Genomic DNA, 24,941 nt, shown 5'->3' with positions numbered 1-24,941 from the left:
GCCGGACGGGCGGCGGGGCACCAACCTTCACACGCTGGGAACAGCACCAACGCGCGTCCAAGGCCCGTTGCGCATGGGAGATATGCGCATCACACATCGTTGCAGGCGATCATCTCCCGAAGCAGCTCCAGTGGCCACTCCTGGCCACGCCCGTGGCCGGTTCTTGCCACCTTCGCGGGCGAGCTGGCGGGCCCGCACGCCGGTCGCCCAAGTTGCCGCACGTGCAGGACACTTGAGCTCGAACGGCGTCACCACACACCCTCTTCGCCGGTCGCGACGGTCCGGCGGCCAGACCCCCACCGACCGCGTCACCGCACGTGCCGCTCCCTCCGGCGGGTCTCCACGAACCCGCCCCGGGCCGCTCTCCGTGAGCCCGGCGACGGTTGGCCGGGCCCGCCGCCGTGAGGCGCCGGCCGGGAACACCGCACGCGCGCCGAGCGGGCGAGGCAGCGATGCGTTAGTGGAGCGTGAGCGGCGGGGTGCAGAGTCGGGCCGGGGTCGCGACCGGGCCCCGCTGGTCGCCCCCGTCGGGGGCTGGGGCGGCGAGGGGTACCCGGCGCGACGCCGCCGCGACACGACGGCGAGCGGGCCCCTGACCGGCCGCGCCCCCGACGCCGCGAGACGCGGGGCGAGGGCGTCCCAGGACGGGGGCGCGGTCGGCGCGCAAGCGCGAGCCATGGGCGCGGGCCGCGACCGGGGCTCAGACCTGGGCGCCCTCCGCGACCAGGGCGCGGCACTCGGAGTGGCCCCAGCGGGTCCCGAGCTTGGTGATCGGCTCGCCGACCGCGTACGACTTCCCGCACGGGCAGGTGCCGGGGAACTTCGCCTTGATGGTGCGCGAGCCGCCACCCGACGACGTCCGGGCCGGCCGCTTCCCCGTGGCGCCGGAGCGCGCGCGGGCCGGCGTGGCGCGCTGCGGCGCGGGCACCGGCGGTTCCGTGGCGCCGAGCGCGGTGCCGGCGGCCTCCTGCCGTACGGCCGCGTCGCTGGCGGCCTGGTCGGCGATCGCGTTCAGCGGGTCGCCGTCCACCTGGTGCGCCGGCACGTACTGGAACTCCACGTCCCGGTCCGCCAGCAGCGCGTCGATGGCCCGCACGAGTTCCTGGTTGGCGACGGGCTTGCCGCCCGCCGTCTTCCAACCGTTCCGCTTCCAACTGGGCAACCACTGGGTGACGGCCTTCATGGCGTACTGGGAGTCCATTCGCACCTCCAGCCGCACCTCCGGGTCGACCGCCTCCAACAGGCGCTGCAGGGCGGTGAGTTCGCCCACGTTGTTGGTGGCGCGGCCGAGCGGCCCGGACTCCCAGCGCTCGACGCGGCCGTCCGCGTCCGCGATGACCCACGCCCATCCGGCCGGGCCCGGGTTCCCCTTGGCCGCCCCGTCACAGGCGGCGATGATGCGATCAGACATCCTCCGATCATGCCTTACCCGCCGCCGCCGACGAACCGCCGCCCGACCGGGGCGACGGCACGCGGCGGGCCCACCGGCGACGGTCGGTAGGGGGCCAGGCTCAGGACGCGGGGCCGCTGGGCGCCCCGCTGGCGGTCGGCCTCGTCGCCCCGCCGCCCGCCGTCTCGTCCTTCTTCCACGGGCCGATGCCCACCCGCCCCGTCGTCCCGACGTCCAGCTCCGGGGTCACCATCACCGGGTCGGCGCCGGGCTTGGCCCGCACGCGTACGTACGGGGCGTGCGCGGGCTCAGCCGCGCCGTTGTCGACGGTGTTGCGCCAGACCAGGACGGCGTAGGCCCGCTCCCCCGGCCGCACGGCCAGCGGACGCGGCTCGCCGTCCGCCCCGGTGCCGGTGGCGATGGCGCTGCCGCCGTGCAGAACCCGCACGTCCCCCAGCGGCTGGTGGCCGTCGTCGAGGAGTTGGAGCAGCGGGTAGCCGTTGAGCCGCGTGACGCGCGTGCCGCAGTTCTCCAAACGCAGGCTCACGGCACGCAGCCCCATCGCGGCGGAGCCCTCGTCCGCGTGCACGCGCACGCCCGACGCGGGACAGGACCCGGCACTGGCGGGCGCCTCGTCGGCGGGAACGCCGCGCACCTTCGTGATCTTCACGCCGCCGCCGTCGGCCGGGACTCCGGGCAGGTCGTCCACGACGACGGTGCGCCGCACGGTCCGGCCCGGCGGCACGGACGCCACCGTCTGCTCCGTGTTGGCCAGGGCCTCCCCGGTGGCCGACTGGGCGGTGAAGCTGATCGTGTACGTGAAGGGTTCGGCCTCGTGGTTGGTCACCTGGAACTGGGCGCAGGCCCGGGGCCCGTCCCCCACGGTGATGACCGTGACACCGCCCACCAGCCCATCGCTCCTGTCCCGTGGCGAGGCCGACGGTCGGGGCGCGGTGGACGCCCCGGCGGACTCGGCGGGGCAGGGGCGCGCACTGGCGATCTCCGTCGCGCCCGGTCCACGCGGCTGCGACGAGCCGTCGCTCCGCGAGTTGGCCTCCTGCGTTCCACAGGCGGTGAGCAGCAGAACACCGGCGACGGCGAGGGGGCGGGTGAGCGAGGCGGCAGGCATCCGCACAGTCGAACAGGACAAGACCACACAAGGTGGTGACAGGGGTCACACGGGCGGTAACAAGCTTGCCACAGACAAGCGGGGCGGTACGGGCTGGGGTGAGCGGGTGGCTGTGGCGGTCAGGCGCCGTCCCGGGCGGGGCGCCACCCGCACCCGACCACGGAGCGAAGGCCGGCGGGCTCCGGGCGAGGCGCCCCCTTGGGGAGCGGCCAGCGACACGCGCCGATGGGTGCGGAGGCCGGCGGCGCACGGAGCGCGGGTTCCGGCCATGCCGCTGGGTGTACGGGTGGCCGCGCGCGGCGAAGCACCTGCCGCGTCACCCCGCAAGTCGGAGCGCCACCCGTTCGGCCCAGTTCCGGAGGTGTGGCCGGCGAGGGTTGCACAGGGTGGGAGAAGGGTGTGTCGGCGTCGGCGCGGCTCTGGCCTGGCACCCGGGGTCGCCTGTCGCGGACCGGAAGCCGCGCCGTTCCCCGGCCCGGCTCGACCGTGTCAGGCCATGGATACAGGACAGTCACCGGAGGTCGTTGATGGTCAGGCGTCACGAGTCACTCGGGACGGCCGGCGCGGCCGTCGGAGCGGGAGTGCCGGCCGAGGGTACGGCCGAGGCCGCCGCGCAGGGCGCGGGGCAGCACGACGGGCTTCCGTACCGCGACCTGAAGGTGATGCAGTTCAACATCTGGCTCGGCGGCAGCGAGGTCGAGGGGGGCCGAGAGGGCATCGCCGACACCGTCGCCGCCACCGAGCCGGACGTGGTCACGCTCAGCGAGTCGAACCGGGAACGGGTGGACGGTCTCCTGGACGATCTGGCCAAGCGCGGGCTGACCTACTTCGGCTACGAGAACGCGGTCGATCCAGCGGTGATCTCACGATGGCCGATCATCGCGCACACGCCGTTCCCGTCCTGGTCGAAGGTGATCGTCTCGGTCGACGGCACCGAGATCGCGGTCTACTCCGGACACCTGGAGTACCGCTACTACGTCACCTACCTGCCGCGCGGTTACGGCGGCGGCACGCCGCCACCGCTGCCGACTCACGAGTACGGCTGGAAGAAGATCCCGACCGGCCCCATCACCGACGCCGAACTGATCATGCGGCTCAACGCGGCCTCCGGGCGTACACAGGTGACGGAAGCCGTGCTCGCGGATGTCGGGCGGGAGCGGTTCAGGGGGCGGCTGACGCTGCTGGCCGGTGACTTCAACGAGCCCTCTCACCAGGACTGGGACCACCGGACCGGGCACCTCTTCGACCACCACGGCACCGAGGTCACCTGGTCGACGACCAAGGCGATCGAGGACGCCGGGTTCCGTGACAGCTACCGCGAGATCAACCCGGACCCCGTCCGTACGCCGGGCTTCACCTGGCCGAGTGACAACCCGGGCGCCGACGTCGGCCAGCTCACCTGGGCCTCCGATGCCGACGAGCGGGACCGGATCGACTTCGTCTTCTACCTCCCGGACGAGCGTCTACGGCTCCTCGACAGCATCCTCGTCGGACCGTCCAGCACCATCGTTCGCAGCAAGCGCGTGGAGGAGTCGGGCGAGGACAGGTTCTGGCGTCCCACCTGGATCTGGCCGACCGACCACAAGGTCGTCCTCAGCACCTTCCGAGTCGCCGCGCGCTGAGCGCCCGGCTCCCAGGGCCCACACCCGGACGGGACGCGATCCGGCCATACCGGTCGCCGGCCACCAGCCACGCCCGTACGGCTGGCTCGCCAGGGGCGGGACACGGCCTCTCGCTGGTCACGACCCGTTCCCCGTCCGCCGACGTCCCCGGAACAGACGGCCAGCGCACCTCCCATCCGCTTCTCCCCGTTTTCGGCCGGCATTGACAACCGTCCTCGCCCCCCTCCACCATCGTTCCACTAATCAAGTAGTGGAATAGTGGTGGTGATCCTGGAGTACCGCATCGACAGGCGGAGCGGGGTCCCCGCCTTCCAGCAGATCGTGCAGCAGACCAAGCAGGCCCTCCGGCTGGGCGTACTCGTGCCGGGTGACCGGCTGCCCACCGCCAAGGAGGTCGCCGAGACCAGCACGGTCAACCCGAACACCACCCTCAAGGCGTACCGCGAGCTGGAGCGCGAGGGCCTGGTCGAACCGCGACCAGGCCAGGGCACTTTCGTACGTCGCACGCTGGGCCGCCCCGAGACGGGCACCGACTCACCGCTGTACGCGGAGCTGACGGCGTGGATGTCGAAGGCGGCCGGGGCCGGTCTGGAGCGGGAGGACGTGGCCGCGCTGGTCGCGTCGGCGATGGAGAAGCAGTACGCCGCCGGGAACGTGGCGGCAGCAGGGTCCACGACAACGGGGCCCACCGGGGCCACGACAACCTGGAGCACAGGTGAGTGAAGGTATGTACGCGGGGGAAGCCGCGATCGAGGCGTACGGGCTGGGGATGCGCTACCGGCGGGGTTGGGCGTTGCGGGACTGCTCCTTCCGGCTCCCGGCGGGACGGATCTGCGGCCTGATGGGGCCCAACGGGGCGGGCAAGACCACGCTGCTGAGCATCGCGGCCCATGTTCTGCGGCCGACGAACGGCTCGATCAGCCTGTTCGGTGAGGCCCCGGGTTCGGTGGAGTCCGTTCGGCGCACGGCGTTCCTCGCCCAGGAGAAGCCCCTGTTCCGCCACTTCACCGTGGCGGAGACCCTGCGTTTGGGCCGGGAGCTGAACCCCGGCTGGGACCAGCGCGCCGCTGAGGGCATCATCCGGGCCGGGAACGTGCCCTTCGACGCGAGGATCAGCACCCTCTCCGGAGGCCAGCGCACCCGCGTCGCCATCGCCCTCGCCTTCGGAAAGAGCCCCGACCTGCTGCTGCTCGACGAGCCGATGTCGGACCTCGACCCGGTGGTGCGCCACGAGATCATGGGCACCCTGCTCGCCGAGGCCGCCGAGCGCGGAACCACCGTGCTGATGTCCACCCACGTCCTCGCCGAACTGGAGAACGTGTGCGACTACCTCGTTGTCGTTTCCGGAGGCGGAGTGCGCCTCGCCGGCGACGTGGACGAGCTGATGTCCGTGCACACCCTGGTCACGGGCGCCAGGGAGGGTGACGGCATGCCTTCCGCCCTCGGGCACCACACCCTCGTCGAGTCCCGGTTCAGCGGACGGCAGTTCACCGCGCTCATCCGCCCCGGGGGCCCGGTCACCGGTCCCTGGGACACAGGCGCCCCGACCATGGAGGAACTCCTGCTCGCCTATCTCCGCTCACCCGACGCACCCCCGCTGGTCACCCCCACCGCCCAGGTCCACGGCCGGGGGTTAGGCACCGGGGCGGTGGCGGCATGAGGACCTTCACCCGCGGCTCGACCAGCACCTCGACCGGCTCCACGAGCGACGGCGCGAACGGGACCGTGAACGGGACCGCTCACGGGCCCCTGGACGCGAGCACCACGGAGGCCAACCGGCGCCCCCGACTCAGCGGTATGACCTGGCTGGTCTGGCGCCAGCACCGGGCCGTGTTCTGGACGATCCTCGTCGCCACCGTGCTCTTCGTGGGTTGGATGGTCTACCAGCGCGGTCAGCTGGTCGACTTCCTCGACGGTCACGGCTATCCCGGCAGGAGTCTCCACGAGGCGGGCGACAGGTTCCAGCAGTACCACGAGGCGTTCTCCATCGGCTCCATGAGTCTCCAGGTGGTACCCATCCTGCTCGGTGTCTTTCTCGGCGCCCCGCTCATCGCGGGCGACCTGGAGAACGGCACCGCCAAGCTGGTCGCCTCCCAGTCCCTGAGCCGGACTCGCTGGCTCGCCACGAAGCTGGCATCGGCCGGACTGGTGGTCGTGGTGAGCACGGGCGGGTTGTCGGCGGTGTTCGGCTGGTGGTGGAACCCCGTCAGGTCCGAGGGCACGGTTATGGAATGGACTTCGGGCGCCGCGTTCAACACGACGGGCCCGGTGCCTGTCGCCCTCACCCTCTTCTCCGTCTTCGGCGGAGTGGCGATCGGTGTGGTGCTGCGGCGCACGCTGACGGCCATGGTGGTCACCTTCGGTTTCACCGTCGTCCTCCAGCTTGTCTGGGGCAGGTTCCTGCTGTCGCTCGGCGACGTCGTCACGATCACGACGAACAAGGGCGTCACAGGCGAGAACACGCCTCCGACGGTCCCCGAGAGCGCCTACGAAGTCGATCAGTCGTATGTCACCGGCAGCGGGGACCTGGTGGGCTGGGCCTCCTGCTCGAAGGCGCCAACCGACGCGGCAGAGCAGGCGTGCCTGGACAAGGCCGATGTCGTGGGCTGGTCGGTGCAGTACCTCCCGATGTCACAGATGAACGACATGCAGTGGTTCGGGGCGTCGATTCTGTTCGTCCTGACCGCCGGTGTCGTGGCGTTCCTCTTCTTCTGGGGTCGTCAGCGGCTCGTCTGAGTTCGTACGCCCCGCGCCCCTTGAAGAAGGGGCGCCACGTTCCCCTCTGTTTCCTCGTCCCGTCCGTCGGGCTGCTCCGCCATGCCCGGAGGCCCAGAGAGAAAGGCATGCCGTGAAGCACCGTAAGAGGCGAGCGAGCGGGGATTCCGCTCTCGCCGTGCTCGTCACCGCCGCCCTCGCCGCGACCCTGCTCGGTACCCCGGAATCCGGGGCCTCACAGCTCGACAGCGGTACGGCGGGCACGGCCCGCGCCCTCGACAAGGCCAGGACAGTCACCCTCGTCACCGGTGACCGGGTCACGCTGGACGCCACCGGACAGGTCACCGGTGTGCGGCCCGGCAAGGGTCGGGAAGGCACCGCCTTCCGCATAGCGCGGAGCGCCGACCGCACCTACGTCGTTCCGCGTGACGCCGAGCGGCTCCTCGCGAACGGCACCGCCGACCGGCGGCTGTTCGACGTGACGCAGCTGGTCAAGTGGGGTTACGACGACGCGGCCCGCCCCGACCTGCCCCTGGTCGTGACGTACGCCAAGGGCCGCACCCTGGCGCCGAGCACGCTGTCCGCCGCCGGTGCCCGGGTCAGCCGGGACCTGCCCAGCGTCAACGGGGACGCGCTGAAGGCCCGCAAGTCCGAGGGCGCCCACCTGTGGCAGACGCTCACCGGCAGTGGGGGCACGGCGCGGGAGAGGTCGGCCGCCGCCGGCCGGGTCGAGAGGATCTGGCTCGACGGGAAGGTCGAGGCGGCCCTCGACCGGAGCACCGCGCAGATCGGCGCCCCCCGGGCATGGGCGGCGGGGTACGACGGCACGGGCGTCACGGTCGCCGTGCTGGACACCGGAGTTGACGGCACGCACCCGGATCTGAAGGGCCGTATCGACGCGGCGAAGAACTTCTCCGAGGCGACGGACACGGTCGACCGGGTGGGTCACGGCACGCATGTGGCGTCCACGGTCGCGGGGTCCGGCGCGCGCTCCGGGGGCACGTACAAGGGGGTCGCGCCGGGCGCCCGGCTGCTCAGCGGCAAGGTGCTCGACGACAGTGGTTACGGCGAGGAGTCCGGGATCATCGCCGGTGCGCAGTGGGCTGTCGCCCAGGGCGCCAAGGTGATCAACCTCAGCCTGGGCGGCCCCGACACCCCCGGTGACGACCTCCTCGAACAGGCCGTGAACGACCTGTCCGCCACCTCCGGCGCCCTCTTCGTGGTCGCCGCGGGCAACGAGGGCCCCGCCGCCGGCACCGTCGGTTCGCCGGGCAGCGCCGCCGCCGCGCTCACCGTCAGCGCGGTCGACCGCGCCGACACGATGGCCCGCTTCTCCAGCCGCGGCCCGACGGCGGACGGTTCCCTCAAGCCCGACCTCACCGCCCCCGGCGTCGACATCGTCGCCGCGAAGGCCGCCGAGGGCACGGAGGGCGAACCAGCCGCCGACGGCTACGTCTCGATGAGCGGTACGTCGATGGCCACCCCGCACGTCGCGGGTGCCGCCGCGATCCTCGCCCAGCGTCACCCCGACTGGACCGGCGAGCGCCTCAAGGCCGCGCTCACCGCGTCCGCCAAGCCCACCCCCGGTGTATCGGCGTTCGCGCAGGGCACGGGCCGTACGGACATCGCCCACGCCATCGTCCAGCGTCTCACCACCAGCCCGGCCACCCTCGCCTTCCCCACCCAGCAGTGGCCGCACACCGACGACAGACCGGTCACCAAGACCGTCACCTACCGCAACGACGGCGACCGCCCCCTCACCCTCGACCTCACCACCGAGGTGTACGGCGAGGACGGAAAGCCCGCCGCCGAGGGCATGTTCGAGGTCTCGCCGAAGCGGCTCACCGTCCCGGCGGGCGGCACCGCGACCGCCCAGGTCACCGCTGACAGCAGCGCCGGCACGGCCGACGGCCGCTTCGGCGGCTCGGTCACCGCGACGGACGGCGCCGGCGTCACCGCACGGACCGGTGTCGGCCTACAGCGCGAAGTCGAGTCGTACGACCTGACCGTCAGGCATCTCGACCTCAGGGGGAAGCCCGCCGGGCGCTCCCAGACGGGGGTGCAGGGGCTGGACAACGCCATCCGGAACGACTACTCGGACGACACGGACGGCGAGTTCACCGTGCGGCTGCCCAGGGGCCGCTACAGCCTCGAAGGCCGCATCGACACGGGCGCCACCCCGGACGCCGGGGGCCTGGCCCTCCTCCTCAACCCCAAGTTCTCGCTCACCCGTGACACCACCCTCGTCATGGACGCCCGCCAGGCCGAACCGGTCCGGATCACCGTGCCGGACGCCAGGGCCAAGCCCACCGACGCCACCCTCAACTACGGTTTCGACATCAACCGGCAACAGAGCGTCACCACGTACGAGATGAGCGGCTTCGACAAGCTGCGCGTCGGGCAGTTGGGCGCCCGACTGCCCGCCCGCGAGGCGTTCGCACAGTACAACGGCACCTGGACACACGGGAGTACGAGCTACCGGCCGGCGATGAACCGTACCGGCGACCTGGCCGGCTTCACCGCGAACCTGAAGCGCTCGCAGTTCGCCAAGGTCACCATCCCCGTCGGAGAGCCCGCCAAGGACAAGAAGGGGTCGCTCGTCGCCGCGCCCCTCGCGCCGGGGAGCGGCTTCTGGGCCGACCTCAACCCGACCGAGTTCTCCCTGCCCGCCACCCTCACCGACTACGTTCTGCCGGGCGTGCGGTGGCGGTACGCCGTGGGGCAGACGAGTGGCACGGACGCGGGCGGCGAACCCGAGGACGACGCCGGCCAGTGGACCGCGAACCCCCGGGCGTACAGCGCGGGCAAGCAGTACACCGAGCGCTTCAACACCGGTGTCTTCGGACCGCATCTCACGGGCCCGCTGACCGATGGCGAGGACCGTCCGGGCGCGGTCCGCGTCGGTGACACCTTCACGGCCTACCTTCCGCTCTTCTCCGACGGCGCCGGGCACGTGGGCGACTCCCGTTACAGCAAGGCCAGGAGCACCCTGTACGCGGGCGGCAAGAAGATCTTCGCCACGAACACGGACCTGACCGGCATCTCGCACGAACTCCCCGCCGCCAAGCGCACGTACCGCCTGACGACGGACGTCTCCCGCCCCACCGCCCTCTCGTCGGTCTCCACCCGGGTCACCACCGAGTGGGCCTTCACCTCCGCGCACGTCACCGGTGCCGGGCAGCGGCTGCCACTGTCGGTGGTCCGCTTCACGCCCCGGCTGTCCACGCAGAGCACGGCCAAGGCGGGTACGCGCTTCTCCGTCCCGTTCACGGTCGAGGGCGCGGCCACCGCGCGCACCGCCCGCAAGCTGGCCTTCTCCGTCTCCTACGACGACGGCCGGACCTGGCACCCGACGAAGGCGGTCGACGGCAAGCGCCTCGACCTGCGCCACCCGGCGAAGGCGGGCACGGTGTCCCTGCGCGCGACGCTCACGGACGCGGCTGGCAACACCCTGAAGCAGACCATCCACCGGGCCTACCGGCTCGTGAAGTAGGTCCGTGGGCACGTGCGTTGGTTGTACGCCCGGGCCGGCTCCGGCCGGCCCGGGCGCTCCCGCTGGGAACGGGGCACGCTGGCCGCCGGAAGGTCCCCGACTCCAAAGGAGCGCGCTCGGTGGACGGACGGCGACTGTCAGTGGTGGGTGGCAGCATCGGCCCCATGACAGAGACCACGAACTTCGACTGGCGCCCCTTCCTCCTGCGGTGGAGCGAAGAGTGGGCGGACTCCCTCACGGACGACGATGTGCGGAACGCGGACGACCTCGCCGCCCGCCGGGCCCGCTGGCTGGGGTTACCGCCCGCGACCGAGGAACAGATCGTCGCCCTTGAACAGCGCCTCGGTCGCCGGCTCCCGCCGTCCTACCGGGAATTCCTGAAGGTCACCGACGGGTGGCGGCACGCGGGCGGATTCGTCTGGCTGCTGGCCGGGACCGTAGACGCACACTGGCACGAGAACGAGTCGGAGCTCGCCGAGATCTTCGCGGAGGGACTGGACGAGGACGCCGACCACGACCAGCGGTACGAGGTGGACATCTGGCATCGCGGGCTCCAGCTCGACGTCGAATCCGACGTTGTCTACGTCCTCATGGACCCCGAAGAGGTGGACGAGGACGGTGAGTGGACCGTGTACACCTGGGCGAGCTGGAGGGGTGACCCGCCCCAACCACACGGCAACTTCTGGGACTTCATGCAGGACATGTACCGCGAGTTCCACTCCCTGCGGTCAGGGGATGGCGACGAGGCGGCCCCGGAGTTCGCCAACGACACGACGCGCCGGTTGGACGACCAGGTGGCGGCAGCCCGGCTCGCGGCCCTGCGCGGCGACTGGCGGCAGGCCCTGGAAATGCTGGACGAGGCGAAGGAGTACGGCAGGCCACGGGCCGCCGGGCTCGGCGACCAGATCCGCCGGCTACTCGGGGAGACTTACCGGGTGTCCTTCGACGAACTGGCTGCCGATGCGCGGTACGCGTCCGAGGTGCTGCCACCCCTGGTCGCCGACCACGCGGAGCACTCCTACCGGGACGACTCCACCCTCAGGTTCTCGCTGCGCGGCGCGGACGAGGACCTGGTGTCCCTGGCGTACGCCACCTTGGAACAGGTGCGGAACCTGACGTACCGCTACACCGCCGCCGGGCCGTTCGGGGTCGCGGTCGAGCGGGCGCGGGCGCTCGCTCGCCAGGCGGACACCGACGGCGCCTGGCGGACGCTGCGGGCAGCGTTGCCGCAGTGGCAGCCGCTGGGGCCAGACCACATCGTTCCGCTGGGGTGGGTGGCCGATCCGCTGCTCGGGCCGCTGTGGACGGAGGAGCGGGGCCGCGAGTTGCTGGCCACGCCGCGGGGCGGGCAGGTGGGCGTCGCCCCGCCGCCGACAGCCGGGCTCGACCACGAGGGCCTGGACTGGTTGGCGGGCTGCGAACCGCGCGAGGAGCCGGCGTCCTACCGGTTCGTCCTGGTGGAGGGGGTGACACCGGACGAGATGCCCGGACGGCTCGCCGACGGGGCCACGCAGGACGCCGGGGCCGGCGGGGACAGCCGGGCCTCCGGGGGCGGGGTTCGCGGGGGCCGGCTCTCCGTGCCCATGAATCGGAAGGAGGCTTACCGGAACGCCCGGCACAACCTCCAGGAGTTCTCGTCCTTCGCGGACCGGGCGCTCATGGCGGTCGGCCGGGCCGGGTCCGGCTGGAGCTTCGCCTTCGACAGCGATCCCGCCGGGTTCCACCGACCCCGCTTCGTCTCCCCGGCAGCAGCCGCCAGTGCGGGCACCCGGGCAGTGGTGGTGTGGAGCGGGCTGCGCACACAGCGCAGCGAAGAGGCGTTCTGCCACGTGTCGGTCGCGACGGACGGCGTCGAGCAGTACGCGTTCACCTACCTGGCCGGCGAGGTCCACACGAGCGGTGAAATACCCCCGGCGCTGAACCCGGCCCGGTTCTTCGGCGACCCGACCAGGCCGACCGACCCGGCCACGGGCGAACGGACCCTGCTGGCCGCGCTGGCCGATGAGTTCGGCGTCACCCTCCCCCAGCACGCCATCCGGTACGGGCGGCTGCCCATGCTCGTCAGCCGCTCCTGGACCCGGCCGCCACGCGACGGCGAGGTATACCTGGTGGTCCGGCAGACCCACATCACCGACCTGGCGCCACTGCGCGCGCACCTCGCCGTCGAAGACCCCGCGAACGCGGAACCGGCGGACGCGCACGCCGTGACACCGGAGATCCGCCCCGAGGGCGACGCGTAACGCCGAACCCGACAAGGGACGGGTGGCCACCGCGACGGCCTGCCCGCCCAGCTCACAGCCGCGACCCTCCCCCTTCTACTGCCGCCCGGCGCAGCAGCAAAATAGCTCGGAAACGCCGGTCAGCTAAAACGGCGTTCTCGGTGACGATTACGCCGCCAACGTCCACCACCAAGCACAGTCACGAACCTAAGCGACTAACAACGCGTGCCGCGAATTTCAATTCAAAATTCGACACATGCGCCCTTTATTCCAATTGCCCGCATTTGGGTTATTCTAGCTTTCCGCCTGGCTTTCCGCACTTTCCAGGGAATAGCCACACTTGCGCAAGAATCTCATTCATTAGCAGACACACACAAGATCACGGCCGTCGGGGGCAGCGCTCTCCGCGCACTTCACCGTCCCCAAAACAATCAAGGGCCGGTTTCGGATTTCTCCAAAACCAGCCCTTATCTGCGACTCTTACGAGTCGGGACGACAGGATTTGAACCTGCGACCCCTTGACCCCCAGTCAAGTGCGCTACCAAGCTGCGCCACGTCCCGATGCTCTCTCGTCTGGGGCTGGGCCCCGGCCGAGCGCGTACGAGAACAATACCGCACCGCACCGGGTGGTCGTGCCCGCGTTCCCGTCCGTTGATCTTCCTGTCGGGCGACGGCGACGGGCCTCGGGCGACACTCAGGGTGGGTTGAGTAGGGGTACTCATGTGCGGGGGTCACCGCGCGGCGACGCTACGTGCATGACGACACCTTCCATCCAGCGGCCCACGACCACGGCGTTCTTCGTGCAGGCCGCGCTCTCGTTCGCCCTGTCGCTCGCCGCCGTCGCCTTCGGGATCACCAAGCTGTCCGTCGGGGCGTGGGAGCGCGGGTTCCTCGGGCTCGGCCTGGTCTTCGTGGTCACCTCGACGTTCACGCTGGCCAAGTGCATTCGGGACCGCCAGGAGGTGGAAGAGGTGACCAACCGGGTCGACAAGGCGCGGATCGACAAGCTCCTCATCGAGCAGGACGTCTTCAAGCCCGGCCAGATCTGAGGGTCCGAGCACTTCCCGTACGGGGTGTGTGACGCGGCTCACGGCGCCGCGGTCAGGGGTTCGGACCGCGCGCCCACCGCCGCGGGCTATGGGGAGGGCTCATCGGTCGGCCAGCCTCGTCGGCTACAGGTCGGCCCGGGCGTCACCCGGGGCCCGGGCCGCCGTCGCGCCCTTCGCCCGCGCGGGCTCGTCACCGAGCAGGTATCGGGCACCCGCGCCCTGATCGGCCGCGGCGTCGCGCGGGTTGTAGAGGGCGCACTTGCGCAGCGACAGGCAACCACAGCCGATGCACCCCGACAGGCGCAGCTTGAGCCGCTCCAGGTCGGCGATCTGCGCGTCGATGCGCCGACTCCAGACCCGCGCCACCGAGTTCCACTGGGTGGCGCTGGGGGCGCGGTCCTCGGGTAGCCGGGCCAGCGCGGCACCCGCTTCCTCCAGCGAGAGGCCCACCTGTTGGGCGGCGCGTATGAAGGCCACGCGACGGAGCGTGGCACGGGCGAAGCGGCGCTGGCCGCCGACGGTGCGCTCGGAGTGGATCAGCCCGAGCTCCTCGTAGTAGCGCAGCGCGGAGGTGGCCAGCCCGCTGCGGGCCGCGAGTTCGCCGATCGTCAGTCGGTCGTGCTTCGACGTCATGGCGTGCGAGCGTAGTCGCCCACCCGCCGCTGGCAGCAGGGCCCTTCGTCGTGCCAACACCCCCTCCCCCGCTGGTCGCCGGGGCGGCGGCACCACCCTGACTGCATCGACGGCGACGATGCTGTACGCTCTTGACCTGCAACGACGACGGCAGCGCGAGGGCGCGGCCGACGTGGGACGCATCGGGACGTGGCGCAGCTTGGTAGCGCACTTGACTGGGGGTCAAGGGGTCGCAGGTTCAAATCCTGTCGTCCCGACTCGTAAGAGTCGCAGACAAGGGCTGGTTTCGGAGGGAATCCGAAACCGGCCCTTGATCATTTCTGGCGACCGGTTGGTGGCCGACGTCCTTGACCGAGGCCAGCGAGCCCTGATGGTCGGGCTTGTCAGCGGGCGTGGTGCGCGGAGCACATTGAGGTGTGCGGAGAGCGCTGCCCCGGCGGTCGTGATCTTGTGTACGTCCGGGTGCGGGTAGCGCTGGGTGGTGGTCGGTTATCCGTGGCCGGCGATCCTACGGAGGACGTGCAGTTGGACTCCGGCGTCGGCAAGCCAGGTCAGTCCGGTGTGGCGGAGGTCGTGGCGGCGCGGATGCTCGTAGCGGAGTCTCGTGACGACGTAGTCCCAGTGTGTCGCGTCGCGCAGGACAGCGGTGGAGATGCGTCCGCCCCGCGGGCCGGTGAACAGGCGGGCGTCGGGGTGGGAGCCCGCCGCGAAGGCGGCCCAGCACGGCCTGACCGAGTGCTGGGCCCGCGCCCCGGGCCCTTACGGCGCGACGGTGAACACGCTGCCCTGGGCTGGGCCCCGGTCGAGCGTGGGTGGGATGGCGAACGGGCCCGTACTCACCAAGGCGCGAGGTGAGTACGGGCCCGTTCAGGAGCCGGTCCGCGTGACGCGGTCAGACGGTGGTCTTCGCCGACTCCTGGCTTTCGTCGTCCCCGGTCTCGGTGGCCTGGCCCGCATTCCGGGCGCGGACGTACTCCAGGAAGCTGTTGAGTTCGCGCTTGACGGTGGGGGCGAGGAGGTAGAGGCCGATGATGTTGATGACCGCGAGCGAGAACAGGATCGCGTCGGCCAGGTCGATCAGGGTCTGCAGCGTCAGCAGTGAGCCCGCGACGGTGAAGACGGCGTAGAGGATCTTGTAGGCCATCTCGCTGGTCCGGCTGCGGCCGAAGAGGTGCGTCCACGCCTTGAGGCCGTAGTAACCCCAGGTCAGCACGGTGGACAAGGCGAACAGCAGCACCGCCACGGTGAGGACGTGTGGGAACCAGGGCAGGACCGTCTCGAAGGCGTCGGAGGTGATCGTGACGCCGCCGATGTCCTCGCCCGCGCGGGCCTCGCCCCAGCTGTCGGGGTTGGCGATGACGATGGTCAGGGCGGTCATCGTGCAGACGACGACGGTGTCGATGAAGGGCTCCAGCAGCGCGACCAGGCCCTCGCTCGCGGGGTGCTTGGTCTTGACCGCGGAGTGGGCGATCGGGGCGGAGCCGAGGCCGGCCTCGTTGGAGAAGGCGGCCCGCTTGAAGCCGATGATCAGCGCGCCGAGCACACCACCGGCCACGCCTTCGGGGGCGAACGCGCCCTCGATGATGGTGACGACGGCGTCCGGGACGGCGGTGACGTTGACCAGGATCACGACCAGGCACGCGAGGATGTAGACGCCCGCCATGGCCGGCACGAGTCTGCTGGTGACGTTGGCGATGGAGCGGATGCCGCCGAGGAGCACGATGCCGACGAGCGTGGCGACCAGGACTCCGAAGAACAGGGCGCCACCGGAGGATCCGAGCGCGCCGTCCTCGCCGCCGGCGACCGAGACCAACTGCGCGTAGGACTGGTTGACTTGGAAGAGGTTCCCGCCGAAGAGGCCGAAGAACAGGATCATGAAGGAGGCGAGGACCGCGAGGACCTTGCCGAGCGTCTTGCCGTTCTTGCCGAAGCGCTCGGCGAGCCCCTTGGGGAGGTAGTGCATCGGGCCGCCGGAGACGGTGCCGTCGGCGTGCACCTCGCGGTACTTCACGCCGAGGGTGACCTCGACGAACTTGGTGGCCATGCCGAGCAGGCCGCACAGGATCATCCAGAAGGTGGCGCCGGGCCCGCCGATGGAGACGGCGACGGCCACGCCCGCGATGTTGCCGAGGCCGACCGTGCCGGACACCGCGGCGGTCAGCGCCTGGAAGTGGTTGACCTCGCCGGCCGACCCCTTCTCGTCGTACTTGCCCCGCACGATGTCGACGGCGAGCTTGAACTTGCGGACTTGGACGAGTCCGAACCAGCCGGTGAATATCAAACCGGCGACGACGAGCCAGGCGACGATGAGAGGCAGGTCGGTGCCGCCGACGGGGACGGTGTAGAAGACCACCTCCCCCAGCCACTCGGCTATGGGCTCGAAGAAACCGCTGACGGCATCGTCCACGGACTGGGTGACGGAGTCGAGTGACACGTGACTACCTCGATGACGCGGGGGGACGGCTGGCAAGGGCGTCTCGCCGAGGCGAGCGGGTTGAGGAGCGAACACCGTTGTCCGGCGAAGTAACCGGCGAGACCGTTCCGTTTCGGAGCGTGATCGTGTCGGTGGTCTCGTTCAGGGGATGGCGACCCTCCGCAGAGCGGCTCGGAACCCAGTTACCTGCGGAGTTGCGTTGTTCTACCACGGCCGCGAGAAATGCACGAGTGACGTGAATCACATCACCATGTGTGGTCAGGAGAAATCCCACGGGGCGATGCCGGACTGATATCGGTTCCGCGGTATACGTGTCATAGCCACTTATGTCGGGCGTGGTCGGTGGGCACAGGAGCGCCGCGCGCGCCCGAGGGTCCGGCGGGAACGGACGGTAGGAGGCCAGGCGCTTTCCGTCACGGGGCACGGGGCTTGGCTGACCCGCCCTGCGATTTCGGTGTCTGTGTCGTGCCGGGTCCCCACCAGCCCGGCGGCGCCTTCGGCCACGTCCTTGGCGTGATCGGAGAGCACAAGACGGGCCAGCCCAGCAGGAGCAGTCCGGCAGCTCGGTCGACGGTGCTCAGCTGGTCGTCCTGGACCAGGCGCCGGACCAGGGTCCAGCGCTGGTTTTGGGCGATGTCATGGACGGTGCAGTCGCCGTTGTTGATCCGGGCTGTCAGCTGCCGGGTGTGTCCGCGTCGGCTGGTCGACAGGAGGAAGGCGCGGACGGAGGAGCGCATGGCCGGGCCGTGACTGAGCCAGGTGTCGGCGTGGTCCTGCGTGCACTGGACGAGGCTGCTTCCGTTCCGGCGCAGCCACTCCTCGATGGTCAGGTCAGGGGCTGTGCCCGCGCCGTTTGTAGTGGCCAGTGCGGGCTTGGTGTTGGCGTTTTCGACGCCAGGTGGACCGGTGCAGGATGTGCTCGATGGGGGCGGGTCGGCGGTTGGTGAGACGGGTGATCAGCCGTCTCATCTCGGCGAGGCTGAGGTGGGTGAGTGGGGAGGATGCGTTTTCGCTTTCCCGGCATCCAGCTCACAGGCTCGCAGGACGGTCTGGCAGGCGTGGGCAGCCACGGACAGGGTCATATGGCGGTCCCGGCCGGGGTAACGGCGGACCTGGTAGTCGTCCAGGCCGCGATCCTGTTTCGTGCTTTGGAAGCACTTCTCGCTGGCCCACCTGCTGCCCGCGATGCGGATCAGATCGTCAAGCGTTGTCTGGGCCGGGCAGTAGGCGATGTAGTAAGAGATCTCCCCGGGTCGGTTCACTCTGCGGCGGGTGATGACCCAGTGGCGGCGGTCGGGCCGGTGCCAGGGCCGGACCTCGACGTGTGCGGATCTTGTCCGCAATGGCGCGGCGGACCATCACCTTGGCCATGGCCACCTTGGTCTTAAAGGCGGACTCGTCGTCGATGCCGGCGCCGACTTGGCAGTTCTCCGTCCGCCCGGCGGGACTGGAGTATCGCCGCTGTGCCCCGGCCGACCGCGTCCCCTTCTTCGAAAAGCCCGTGTCGTCCACGACCAGGACGGCCTCCCGGTCGCCGAGGTTGTCGACCACGTACTGACGCACGTCCTCGAGCACCTCACCACCCAGGCCAACCCCCTGGTCCCGCACTTCCTCACCGTGCCCTCGCACCAGCCGTGGAAATGCGCCGGGGTCCGCCGGTCGCCCAGCGGCCACGGCCGCGCCCCGCCCTCGTCCGCCGGCCGCGGCGGTGGGCCCTCGCCGGAGGCGAGGTCAGACGCTCTCGCGCAGGGCGGGATCGCGCTCCTGTGTGGCAGCCTCTGCGGTGTGGGGTTCGGCCTCGGCTTGTAGCCGCTGGACCAGTTCCTTCAGCTCGGCGTTGCGACCGCTGAGCATCATGAAGATCATCTTGAGGTCGCCGGAGAACGCCGCGCCGGGGTCGGTGAAGCCGACGGGGAGGTTCTTCTCGAAGACGAAGTGGCCACTCCAGGCGAAGCTGAAGAACGCGCCAGGCACGGCCCACAGCAGCTTGGGGCTGCGGCGCCGTCCGGCCAGGCCCGCGGCGCCCACCGCGGTGACCATCCCCGCCACGTGCATCCAGCGGCTCGCCTCACTGGTGTGGCCGCGCATGTACTCCTCGAAGCGCTGATCGAACTGCCTCATTGTGCCTCTCCGTTCGTCTGGTGAGATGCGCCGTCGGAGACGTTCGGCGCATGCCGCGCGAGCGCCTCCCGGTAGGTGTTCCGCAGCAACGGGTCGGCCACCGTGTCCCGCTCGTAGCGGAAGCCGAAGCGCCTGCGGTACTCGGCGAAGAACTCGCCGTGGTGGTGGAGGAAGAGCACGTCGTGGATGGCCATGTTCCGCAGTGCCAGCAGGGGCACGGGGCCCCTCGACACCGGAAAGGCGGGGTTGCGTGCCGCAGGCTCGGGGCAGGCGGGGTGGAACTGTCCGAGCATCAGTCCCGCACGCGCCAACTCTCCCTTCAACTCCGCTTGGACGGAATCCAGCAGGGACCAGCCGGCGGGTGGCAGGTCGGGCAAGGCCAGCAGGAGGGTACGCATCGTCGCATTGGCCCGCGGCCAGCGCCGGGCGCGGAAGTCGCACACCATGTCCCGCACCACGGCCCGCAGGTCGTCGCCGTCCGCCTCCGTCATTCCCAGACGCGTCCGCAGGAGCAGGGTCCCCTCGCCCATGGCGGGCGCGACGAAGGGGCAGACCGGGCCGGGCCTTCCCAACTCCTCGTGCGGCCGGGTGATGTACGTGTCCAACCAACCGTGCACCAGAGCCTCCGCCGTCGCCCTCACCCGCGCCGGGTCGCCGGCCGGCGGCGGTGCCTTCGCCCCGTGCCTCGCCCCGTCCTCCGTCGCGGAGGTCCGGTCCGGAACCTGCCGAGGGCAGGCGTTCGTCGAGGTGGCCCGCTGACCGGCCGGCATCATCGCGCGCCCCCTGTCTCTACCGGGCAACCGCCGGCTCGTGCCTCCACCACTCCGGTGCCGCCTGGCAGCGGGGTGGTCCGTACGGGGGACAGCCCCGCCCCGCGTAGTAGGTCGGCCACCTCCTCCCCGGTCCGCTCCCGGCCGCCCGCGAACAGGGACATCATGTAGAGGTCCATCAGCGCTCCCCACTGGCCGCCGCCCCCCTGATCCGGCCCGTCGCCCTCCGCCTCGTCCACCAAGTGGTCGATGACGACAACCCGGGCCTCCGGCCCCATCGCCCGGCGGCAGTTGCGCAGGACGACGTGGCAGGACGCGTCGTCCCAGTCGTGCAGGATGTGGCGCAGCAGGTAGAGGTCGCCGCCCGGGGGCAGGGCGGTGAGGAAGTCGCCCTCGACCAGTTCGCACCGGTCGGCCAGCCCGGCATCGGTCAGCCTGCGAGCCGCCGCGGGCAGTGCCGCGCCGAGGTCGACAAGCACGCCGCGAGAGCGGCGATTCTCCCCCAGCAGCCTGGTCAGCAGCGCACCGTCCCCGCCGCCGACGTCGACGATGGTCAGGGGGCCGGTGAAGTCGACTGCCTGGAGCAAGCCCTCCAGTTCGAGCGAGAGCCCGCTCTCCTGGGACCGGTCGAAGATCCCGCGCAGCCACGGGTCGCCGTCCAGGTGGGAGAAGAAATCGACGCCGAAGACGTCCGCGAAGGCCGGACGCCCGTGGCGGACCACCTCGGTGAGCCGTTCCCAGGCCGGGGCCATCGTCGTGGCCACCAGCAGGGCCGTCGGCAGGGCCGACGCCGGGGCGTCGGCCCTCAGCGTCTCGCCGAGCGGGGTGAGGCCGTACCCCTCGCCACCCACCTCCGGTTCCCGGCACAGCACGCCGAAGGAGACCAGTGCGCGCAGGAGGCGGGTGAGCAGGGCCGGGTCGGCCCCGGTGGCCGTGGCCAGTTCGGCCGCGGTCGGTGATCCGGTGCCGATCATTTCAGCGAGGCCGAGCTCGGCGGCAGCGCAGACGGCCCGCGAACGCACGTGACCGTAAATCATTTCCCGCATGCGCCAGGCGTGGTCGGCCCGGTCGCTGTCGGGCACGGCGACCGCTCCTGTCGCGGCCGTGCGCGGCGCCGTCATCGCGGCCCCCTCGTGAGGACACCGCCGGCCCCTTCTCGCACCGGCGGCGCCTCCACCTCCACGAACAGGCCGTCACGCGGGATCAGCGCCGGGATGCCGCCGAACTGCGGATGCCGAGTCCGCAGGTTGAGCGTGGTACGAAGGGCGAGCCGGGACAGCGCGGTGGGCAGGACCGCCGAGGCGATGCTCGCGCCGACGCAGCGGCGCCCGCCGTATCCGTAGGGCAGGTACTCGAATGGAGTGGGAGCGCGGTACCCCTCCCTGGACGCGTCCCAGCGCTCCGGTAGAAAGCGGTCCGGTCGCGCCCACACGGCGGGCGAGCGGTGGGTGATGTAGGCGCTCACCGCCACCAGGCTGCCGCCGGGTATCAGGTGACCCTGGTAGCGAAAGCTACGCACGCATCGGCGCGGGCTCATCACCACGGGCGGGTGCGTGCGTAGGCTCTCCTGTACCGCCCAGTTCGCGTAGCTCAGCTCTCGGCCTCGTGCCGCCGAGGCCCCGTCTCCCGAGGCCCCGTCTCTCGAGGCCCCGTCTCCCGAGGACATGTCTCCCGAGGACGCGTCGTGTGCCTCGTCCCGCAGCCGCTGCCAGACGCCGGGCGTGTTCAGGCAGTTGTAGACGGCCCAGCCCAGGCCCGAGCCGACCGGGTCGTAGCCGGCGATCAGGGCGCTGACGACCATGTCGCGCACTTCCTGGTCCGACATCGCGGGCCCGTCCTCGGAGAGCATCACGGCGATCAGGTCGCGTGACCCCTCGCCGGACCGGTGCCCACGCCCGCCGGGGTCACCCTCGCGGCGCCTTCGCTGAATCTCCTCGTACAGGAGCCGGTCCACGGCCGCGATCGCGGCCAACGCCCTTCTGCGCGCGGCGCTGGGCAGCTTCCAGGCCACGAGCTGCCGCGGGAGCGGGTAGTCCATCAGTTCGTGGATACGTTCCAGCTCGGCGACGAGGGTCCCCTCCTGGGCCGCCAGCCGTTCCCCGCAGAACTGCCGCAGCATGGCGCTACGGATCGCGGAGCGCAGGGTGCCGTGCACATCCACGTACTGCCCCGGCCGCCAGCGGTCGATCGCCTCGTCGATGGCGGCCAGGATCAGACGGGTGCTCTTCTCGGCTCCGCCGCGGTGGAACGAGGGCCTCGCCTTGCGCTTGCGGCGGGCGTGCGGCTCGCCGTCGGTGGTGACCAGAGCGGTGTCTCCGGCGATCGGTCGCAGCATGTCGTAGGCGCCGCTGAAGCGGAAGTTCTCCTGGTTTCCCAGAACCAGGGCGTTGGCGTCCGGTCCGAAGAGGAAGTGGGTACGGGTGGGCCCGAGACCGAAGGCACTGACCTGGCCGTAGGTGTCATGAAGGTGTTCCAGCCCTTCCGGCAGCGAGCGCTGGAAGGCCCGAGTGACCCGGAAGAGCTGTGCCGGAGTCCGGGGTCCGGGTATGGCGGGCATGCGTCGTCTCCTTCTCGTCTTCGCGGGGCGGGCCGCCCGACGCCGGCGTGGACGCGTGGCGGGGCGGCCGGCACGGTGGGACGTCGGTGTGCGAGGGCCTCAGGGAACGGCGGGGGTCGTGACGTCGGTCCGGCGCCGGGAGTCCAGCGCCAGGAGATCGCTGCCGAACAGCAGGGCGACTCCGAGCGCCACCCCCGTCACCGGGACCCAGCCAGGTGAGTGCAGCAGCAGGACCGAGGCGAGAAACGCGGTCGACAGAAGCATGTCGACCTTGAGCACGGCGTTGGCTCTGGCCCGCTCCGTCGCCCGGGCCATCGCCCGGCACTGCACCAGAGCCGCCACCGTCCAGACGAGCGCCCACAGGTCACGAGGTGGGAGCAGCCCGACGGCTACGAACACGGCGGGCGAGAGGTAACCCACCAGCGTCATCGCCGTCGCCGCGCGCGCCGCCGCCGCGCGGGTGGCGAACACCGTCGCGGACGTCCGCAACCCTGCCTCGCGGTCGCCCTCGAAGTCCGGGAGGTTCTTCACCATGCCCTTGGCCGAGAACCAGACCACCAGGAAACCGAACAGCGCCCAGGTGGAGCCGCTCAGGTCGTGGCGACCTCCGGGGGCTCCGAAGGCTCCGAGCAGGAACGGCCCGAACACCGCCAGACTGAAGGCCAGCAGGCCGACGACAGGCCCGTCCTTAAGCCGCAGCGGACGAAACGAGTACTGGTGCGCCCCGACGAGCAGCAACAACATCAAGGGCAGCAGTTGGACACCGCCGTACGGGAGGGTGAGCACGATCAGCGTGCCGGACGCCGCGTGGCCGATCCACAGCGTCCGACGATGCCCCATCCGCAGCACCAGCCACACGCGCCCGGGCAGATTCCGACTGTCCTCGGCCAGGTCCGTGTACGCGTTGTAGAGGTTGGCCATCAGCCCGTACACGAGGGACATGAACAGGCCGAGGAAGAACGCGGGCGACACTGTGCCACCCGCCGCCGCCCAGCCGAGCGCGAAGGCCAGGTTGCCGGGTACACAGGTGCGCGGTCGACCCAGCATGAAGGCGATACGCGCGGTCTCCGACCAGCCCGCGCTGCCCGGCGTCCGCCGTACCGCGTCCTCCCGCCGGGCGGGAGAGAGGGTGGCGAATTCCTCGTAGCCGAAGGAGCCGGTCGACGGGCGCTCAGCCGGGGCCGTCACGGGAGTCGGACGTTCGCGTTGTAACGGCTGTCGTCGTGCGACGCCGACCTGGTGTGGACAGGGGAAACGGCTGCTTCCGCCGGGATTAACGGTATTCCGAGAGCGAGCACGATGCGCCTCCACCTTGAACCGTTGTACATCCAAAGCCGATACGACACCAAGCGCGTCATCGCGCACCAGCGATGATTAAGCCATGGAAAATGTTGCGGGGTCGACGACCGTACGGACGTGAACGTGCCGGGCACGCGTGCCCTTTTCTTTCCCGTAGCAGAACGTAAGGGGCCGGTTGGCGCGCCGAGGGCTCGAGCCTCATAAACCATCAGGCACTTTGAGGCCGTCGCGGCAAGCTTCTCGAAACCCCAGGCCAGGGCGCGTGAGTGCACTGTTCCAGGGCATGCTCGTGGGATCTCCTGGAGCAGTGATCAATCATGCCGCCGGGATAAGCAGCGACGTGCCGGAAAACGTCGGTGGTGTCGAAACGAGCTGTGTCGTGTGACGTCTTGGTGATCCTTTTGGTGCCGCTCTGGAAGCGGTGTTGATGGAGATGGTGGATGTGGGCCGCGAGGTGGACGAGGTCTTTGAAGTGACTGGCGATGCGGGGGGCAGGGGAGCTAAACGGGAATTGCGAGGGAGGGGGTTGCTTTTCTCACCCCGAGTAGCGGTCGGTTGCTGTGGATCCTGGACGTCCACGAAGCCCGCATCGCGGGATTCCTTCGCGAATGCTTCGTAGGCGGCGACACAAGCGATTCCTCCAGGCCGAGAGCCTGACGAGCTTCCTTGGGCACCAGCTCTGGGGGATCAGTGATCTATGCGCGCATGCTGAACGCCGCGTCGACCATGGAGAAGATCTCTCCCGGATCTCCTGACCTCCCCACACGGCACGGCCTGCGGGACCGACGCGGCCGAAGTCGTACCCCGCGCGTCACCGCCCCGCCCCTCGTACGCCACGCCCCCCGGGGGGGCCCGGGCGTCACTCGGATGGCGTAGCCCGGGCAGCGGGCGGCGGGGGCTCTCGGAGACTGGGACCTAGTGAAACCGACAAAAGGAGCATCCATGACCACCGCCGCGGACATCATGCACCCCGGGGCCCAGTGGGTACCGGCGACCGAGAGCCTGGACCGGGTCGCCCAGCTCATGCGGGAACTCGACGTGGGTGCCCTACCGGTCAGCGATCCCACCGACCCGAACGAGCGGATGTGCGGCATCGTCACCGACCGTGACATCGTGATCGGCTGTGTCGCCGCGGGGCACGATCCGGCACGGGTCACCGCGGGAGACCTGTGCAAGGGCACACCGCGCTGGATCAGCGCCGACGCCGACGTGGACCAGGTCCTCACGGAGATGGAGAGCAACCAGATCCGCCGCCTGCCGGTCATCGACGAGAACAAGCGCCTCGTCGGCATGATCAGCGAAGCCGATCTGGCCCATCACCTGAGCGACGACCAGCTCGCGCAGTTCGTGGAAAGCGTCTACGCCTGACCGACCGGGCCGAGCACGACGACGCCCGCCGACCACGCCACACCCGACCAACGGGCGACCGCGCGGCGCGGCGCGGCCGGGGCCGCGCCGCGCGCCTCGCCGCCGTGCCCGCCGGGCGCCGCCCGCTCGTGAGGGGATCGGA

The 24,941-nt window shown here is 70.8% G+C and carries 17 protein-coding genes, 2 tRNA genes and 2 pseudogenes; 9 read left to right on the top strand and 12 right to left on the bottom strand.

The features are described 5' to 3' along the window. Positions 1-700 precede the first annotated feature (700 nt). Positions 701-1,411 (bottom strand): ribonuclease H, encoded by a 711-nt coding sequence (locus OYE22_RS30085; protein ID WP_277323338.1) that lies wholly within the window; start codon positions 1,409-1,411, stop codon positions 701-703. Positions 1,412-1,511: 100 nt separating this feature from the next. Next, on the bottom strand, positions 1,512-2,519 hold the full coding sequence (locus tag OYE22_RS30080) for a DUF4232 domain-containing protein (RefSeq protein ID WP_277323337.1): 1,008 nt from the start codon (positions 2,517-2,519) through the stop codon (positions 1,512-1,514). 527 nt (positions 2,520-3,046) lie between these two features. On the opposite strand from OYE22_RS30080, the gene OYE22_RS30075 reads away from it, so the two are divergent. From OYE22_RS30075 to OYE22_RS30050, 6 genes are all read left to right on the top strand, one after another. Continuing rightward, on the top strand, positions 3,047-4,141 hold the full coding sequence (locus tag OYE22_RS30075) for an endonuclease/exonuclease/phosphatase family protein (protein ID WP_277323336.1): 1,095 nt from the start codon (positions 3,047-3,049) through the stop codon (positions 4,139-4,141). Positions 4,142-4,396: 255 nt separating this feature from the next. Beyond that, complete coding sequence (locus tag OYE22_RS30070; protein ID WP_277324392.1) at positions 4,397-4,864, top strand: GntR family transcriptional regulator; 468 nt, start codon at positions 4,397-4,399, stop codon at positions 4,862-4,864. Positions 4,865-4,868: 4 nt separating this feature from the next. Continuing rightward, positions 4,869-5,801: an ABC transporter ATP-binding protein gene (locus OYE22_RS30065; RefSeq protein WP_277324391.1), complete on the top strand. Its 933-nt coding sequence runs from the start codon at positions 4,869-4,871 to the stop codon at positions 5,799-5,801. After that, positions 5,798-6,877, top strand: coding sequence for an ABC transporter permease (locus tag OYE22_RS30060; RefSeq protein WP_277323335.1), 1,080 nt, complete (start codon positions 5,798-5,800; stop codon positions 6,875-6,877). The genes OYE22_RS30065 and OYE22_RS30060 overlap by 4 nt, the downstream gene beginning before the upstream one ends. 112 nt (positions 6,878-6,989) lie before the next feature. Further along, positions 6,990-10,349 (top strand): S8 family serine peptidase, encoded by a 3,360-nt coding sequence (locus tag OYE22_RS30055; RefSeq protein WP_277323334.1) that lies wholly within the window; start codon positions 6,990-6,992, stop codon positions 10,347-10,349. A gap of 164 nt (positions 10,350-10,513) precedes the next feature. Beyond that, positions 10,514-12,589 carry an SMI1/KNR4 family protein gene (locus tag OYE22_RS30050; protein WP_277323333.1) on the top strand — a complete coding sequence of 692 codons (2,076 nt, stop codon included), beginning with the start codon at positions 10,514-10,516 and terminating at the stop codon, positions 12,587-12,589. Between the two features lie 466 nt (positions 12,590-13,055). On the opposite strand, the gene OYE22_RS30045 is transcribed toward OYE22_RS30050, so the two are convergent. Next, positions 13,056-13,129 (bottom strand) — tRNA-Pro (locus OYE22_RS30045). Between the two features lie 194 nt (positions 13,130-13,323). Here OYE22_RS30045 and OYE22_RS30040 point away from each other — a divergent pair. After that, entirely contained in the window at positions 13,324-13,617 is a 294-nt protein-coding gene (locus tag OYE22_RS30040) for a YiaA/YiaB family inner membrane protein (RefSeq protein ID WP_277323332.1), read from the top strand. Positions 13,618-13,740: 123 nt separating this feature from the next. Here the strand turns inward: OYE22_RS30040 and soxR are convergent, their stop codons facing one another. After that, positions 13,741-14,250: a redox-sensitive transcriptional activator SoxR gene (gene soxR, locus OYE22_RS30035; RefSeq protein ID WP_277323331.1), complete on the bottom strand. Its 510-nt coding sequence runs from the start codon at positions 14,248-14,250 to the stop codon at positions 13,741-13,743. 183 nt (positions 14,251-14,433) lie between these two features. Here soxR and OYE22_RS30030 point away from each other — a divergent pair. Further along, positions 14,434-14,507 (top strand) — tRNA-Pro (locus OYE22_RS30030). A 133-nt stretch (positions 14,508-14,640) separates the two neighbouring features. Here OYE22_RS30030 and OYE22_RS33505 read toward each other — a convergent pair. The 8 genes and pseudogenes from OYE22_RS33505 to OYE22_RS29995 form a co-directional block, all read right to left on the bottom strand. Beyond that, a pseudogene (locus tag OYE22_RS33505) lies at positions 14,641-14,958 on the bottom strand (site-specific integrase); the annotation flags it as partial. A 184-nt stretch (positions 14,959-15,142) separates the two neighbouring features. After that, a complete protein-coding gene (locus tag OYE22_RS30025) occupies positions 15,143-16,684 on the bottom strand; it encodes an alanine/glycine:cation symporter family protein (RefSeq protein ID WP_277323330.1) in 1,542 nt (513 codons plus the stop codon). Positions 16,685-18,097: 1,413 nt separating this feature from the next. Then, positions 18,098-18,250: pseudogene (locus tag OYE22_RS30020) on the bottom strand (transposase); the annotation flags it as partial. Between the two features lie 165 nt (positions 18,251-18,415). Then, positions 18,416-18,805 (bottom strand): DUF962 domain-containing protein, encoded by a 390-nt coding sequence (locus OYE22_RS30015; RefSeq protein ID WP_277323329.1) that lies wholly within the window; start codon positions 18,803-18,805, stop codon positions 18,416-18,418. Further along, positions 18,802-19,422 (bottom strand): DUF6875 domain-containing protein, encoded by a 621-nt coding sequence (locus OYE22_RS30010; protein ID WP_277323328.1) that lies wholly within the window; start codon positions 19,420-19,422, stop codon positions 18,802-18,804. The genes OYE22_RS30015 and OYE22_RS30010 overlap by 4 nt, the downstream gene beginning before the upstream one ends. A gap of 152 nt (positions 19,423-19,574) precedes the next feature. Then, the gene (locus OYE22_RS30005) at positions 19,575-20,657 is read right to left on the bottom strand and encodes a methyltransferase (protein WP_277323327.1); all 1,083 of its coding nucleotides are present in this window, start codon (positions 20,655-20,657) and stop codon (positions 19,575-19,577) included. Positions 20,658-20,692: 35 nt separating this feature from the next. Further along, positions 20,693-22,132, bottom strand: a complete 1,440-nt coding sequence (locus OYE22_RS30000; protein ID WP_277323326.1) for a cytochrome P450 — start codon at positions 22,130-22,132, stop codon at positions 20,693-20,695. A 99-nt stretch (positions 22,133-22,231) separates the two neighbouring features. Continuing rightward, positions 22,232-23,320: a UbiA family prenyltransferase gene (locus OYE22_RS29995; RefSeq protein ID WP_277323325.1), complete on the bottom strand. Its 1,089-nt coding sequence runs from the start codon at positions 23,318-23,320 to the stop codon at positions 22,232-22,234. A 1,053-nt stretch (positions 23,321-24,373) separates the two neighbouring features. Here OYE22_RS29995 and OYE22_RS29990 point away from each other — a divergent pair. Then, positions 24,374-24,799, top strand: coding sequence for a CBS domain-containing protein (locus OYE22_RS29990; RefSeq protein WP_277323324.1), 426 nt, complete (start codon positions 24,374-24,376; stop codon positions 24,797-24,799). Positions 24,800-24,941: the final 142 nt, after the last annotated feature.

This window comes from Streptomyces sp. 71268 (assembly GCF_029392895.1).
Taxonomy (GTDB): domain Bacteria; phylum Actinomycetota; class Actinomycetes; order Streptomycetales; family Streptomycetaceae; genus Streptomyces.
This window is presented reverse-complemented; position numbering and strand designations above follow the sequence as displayed.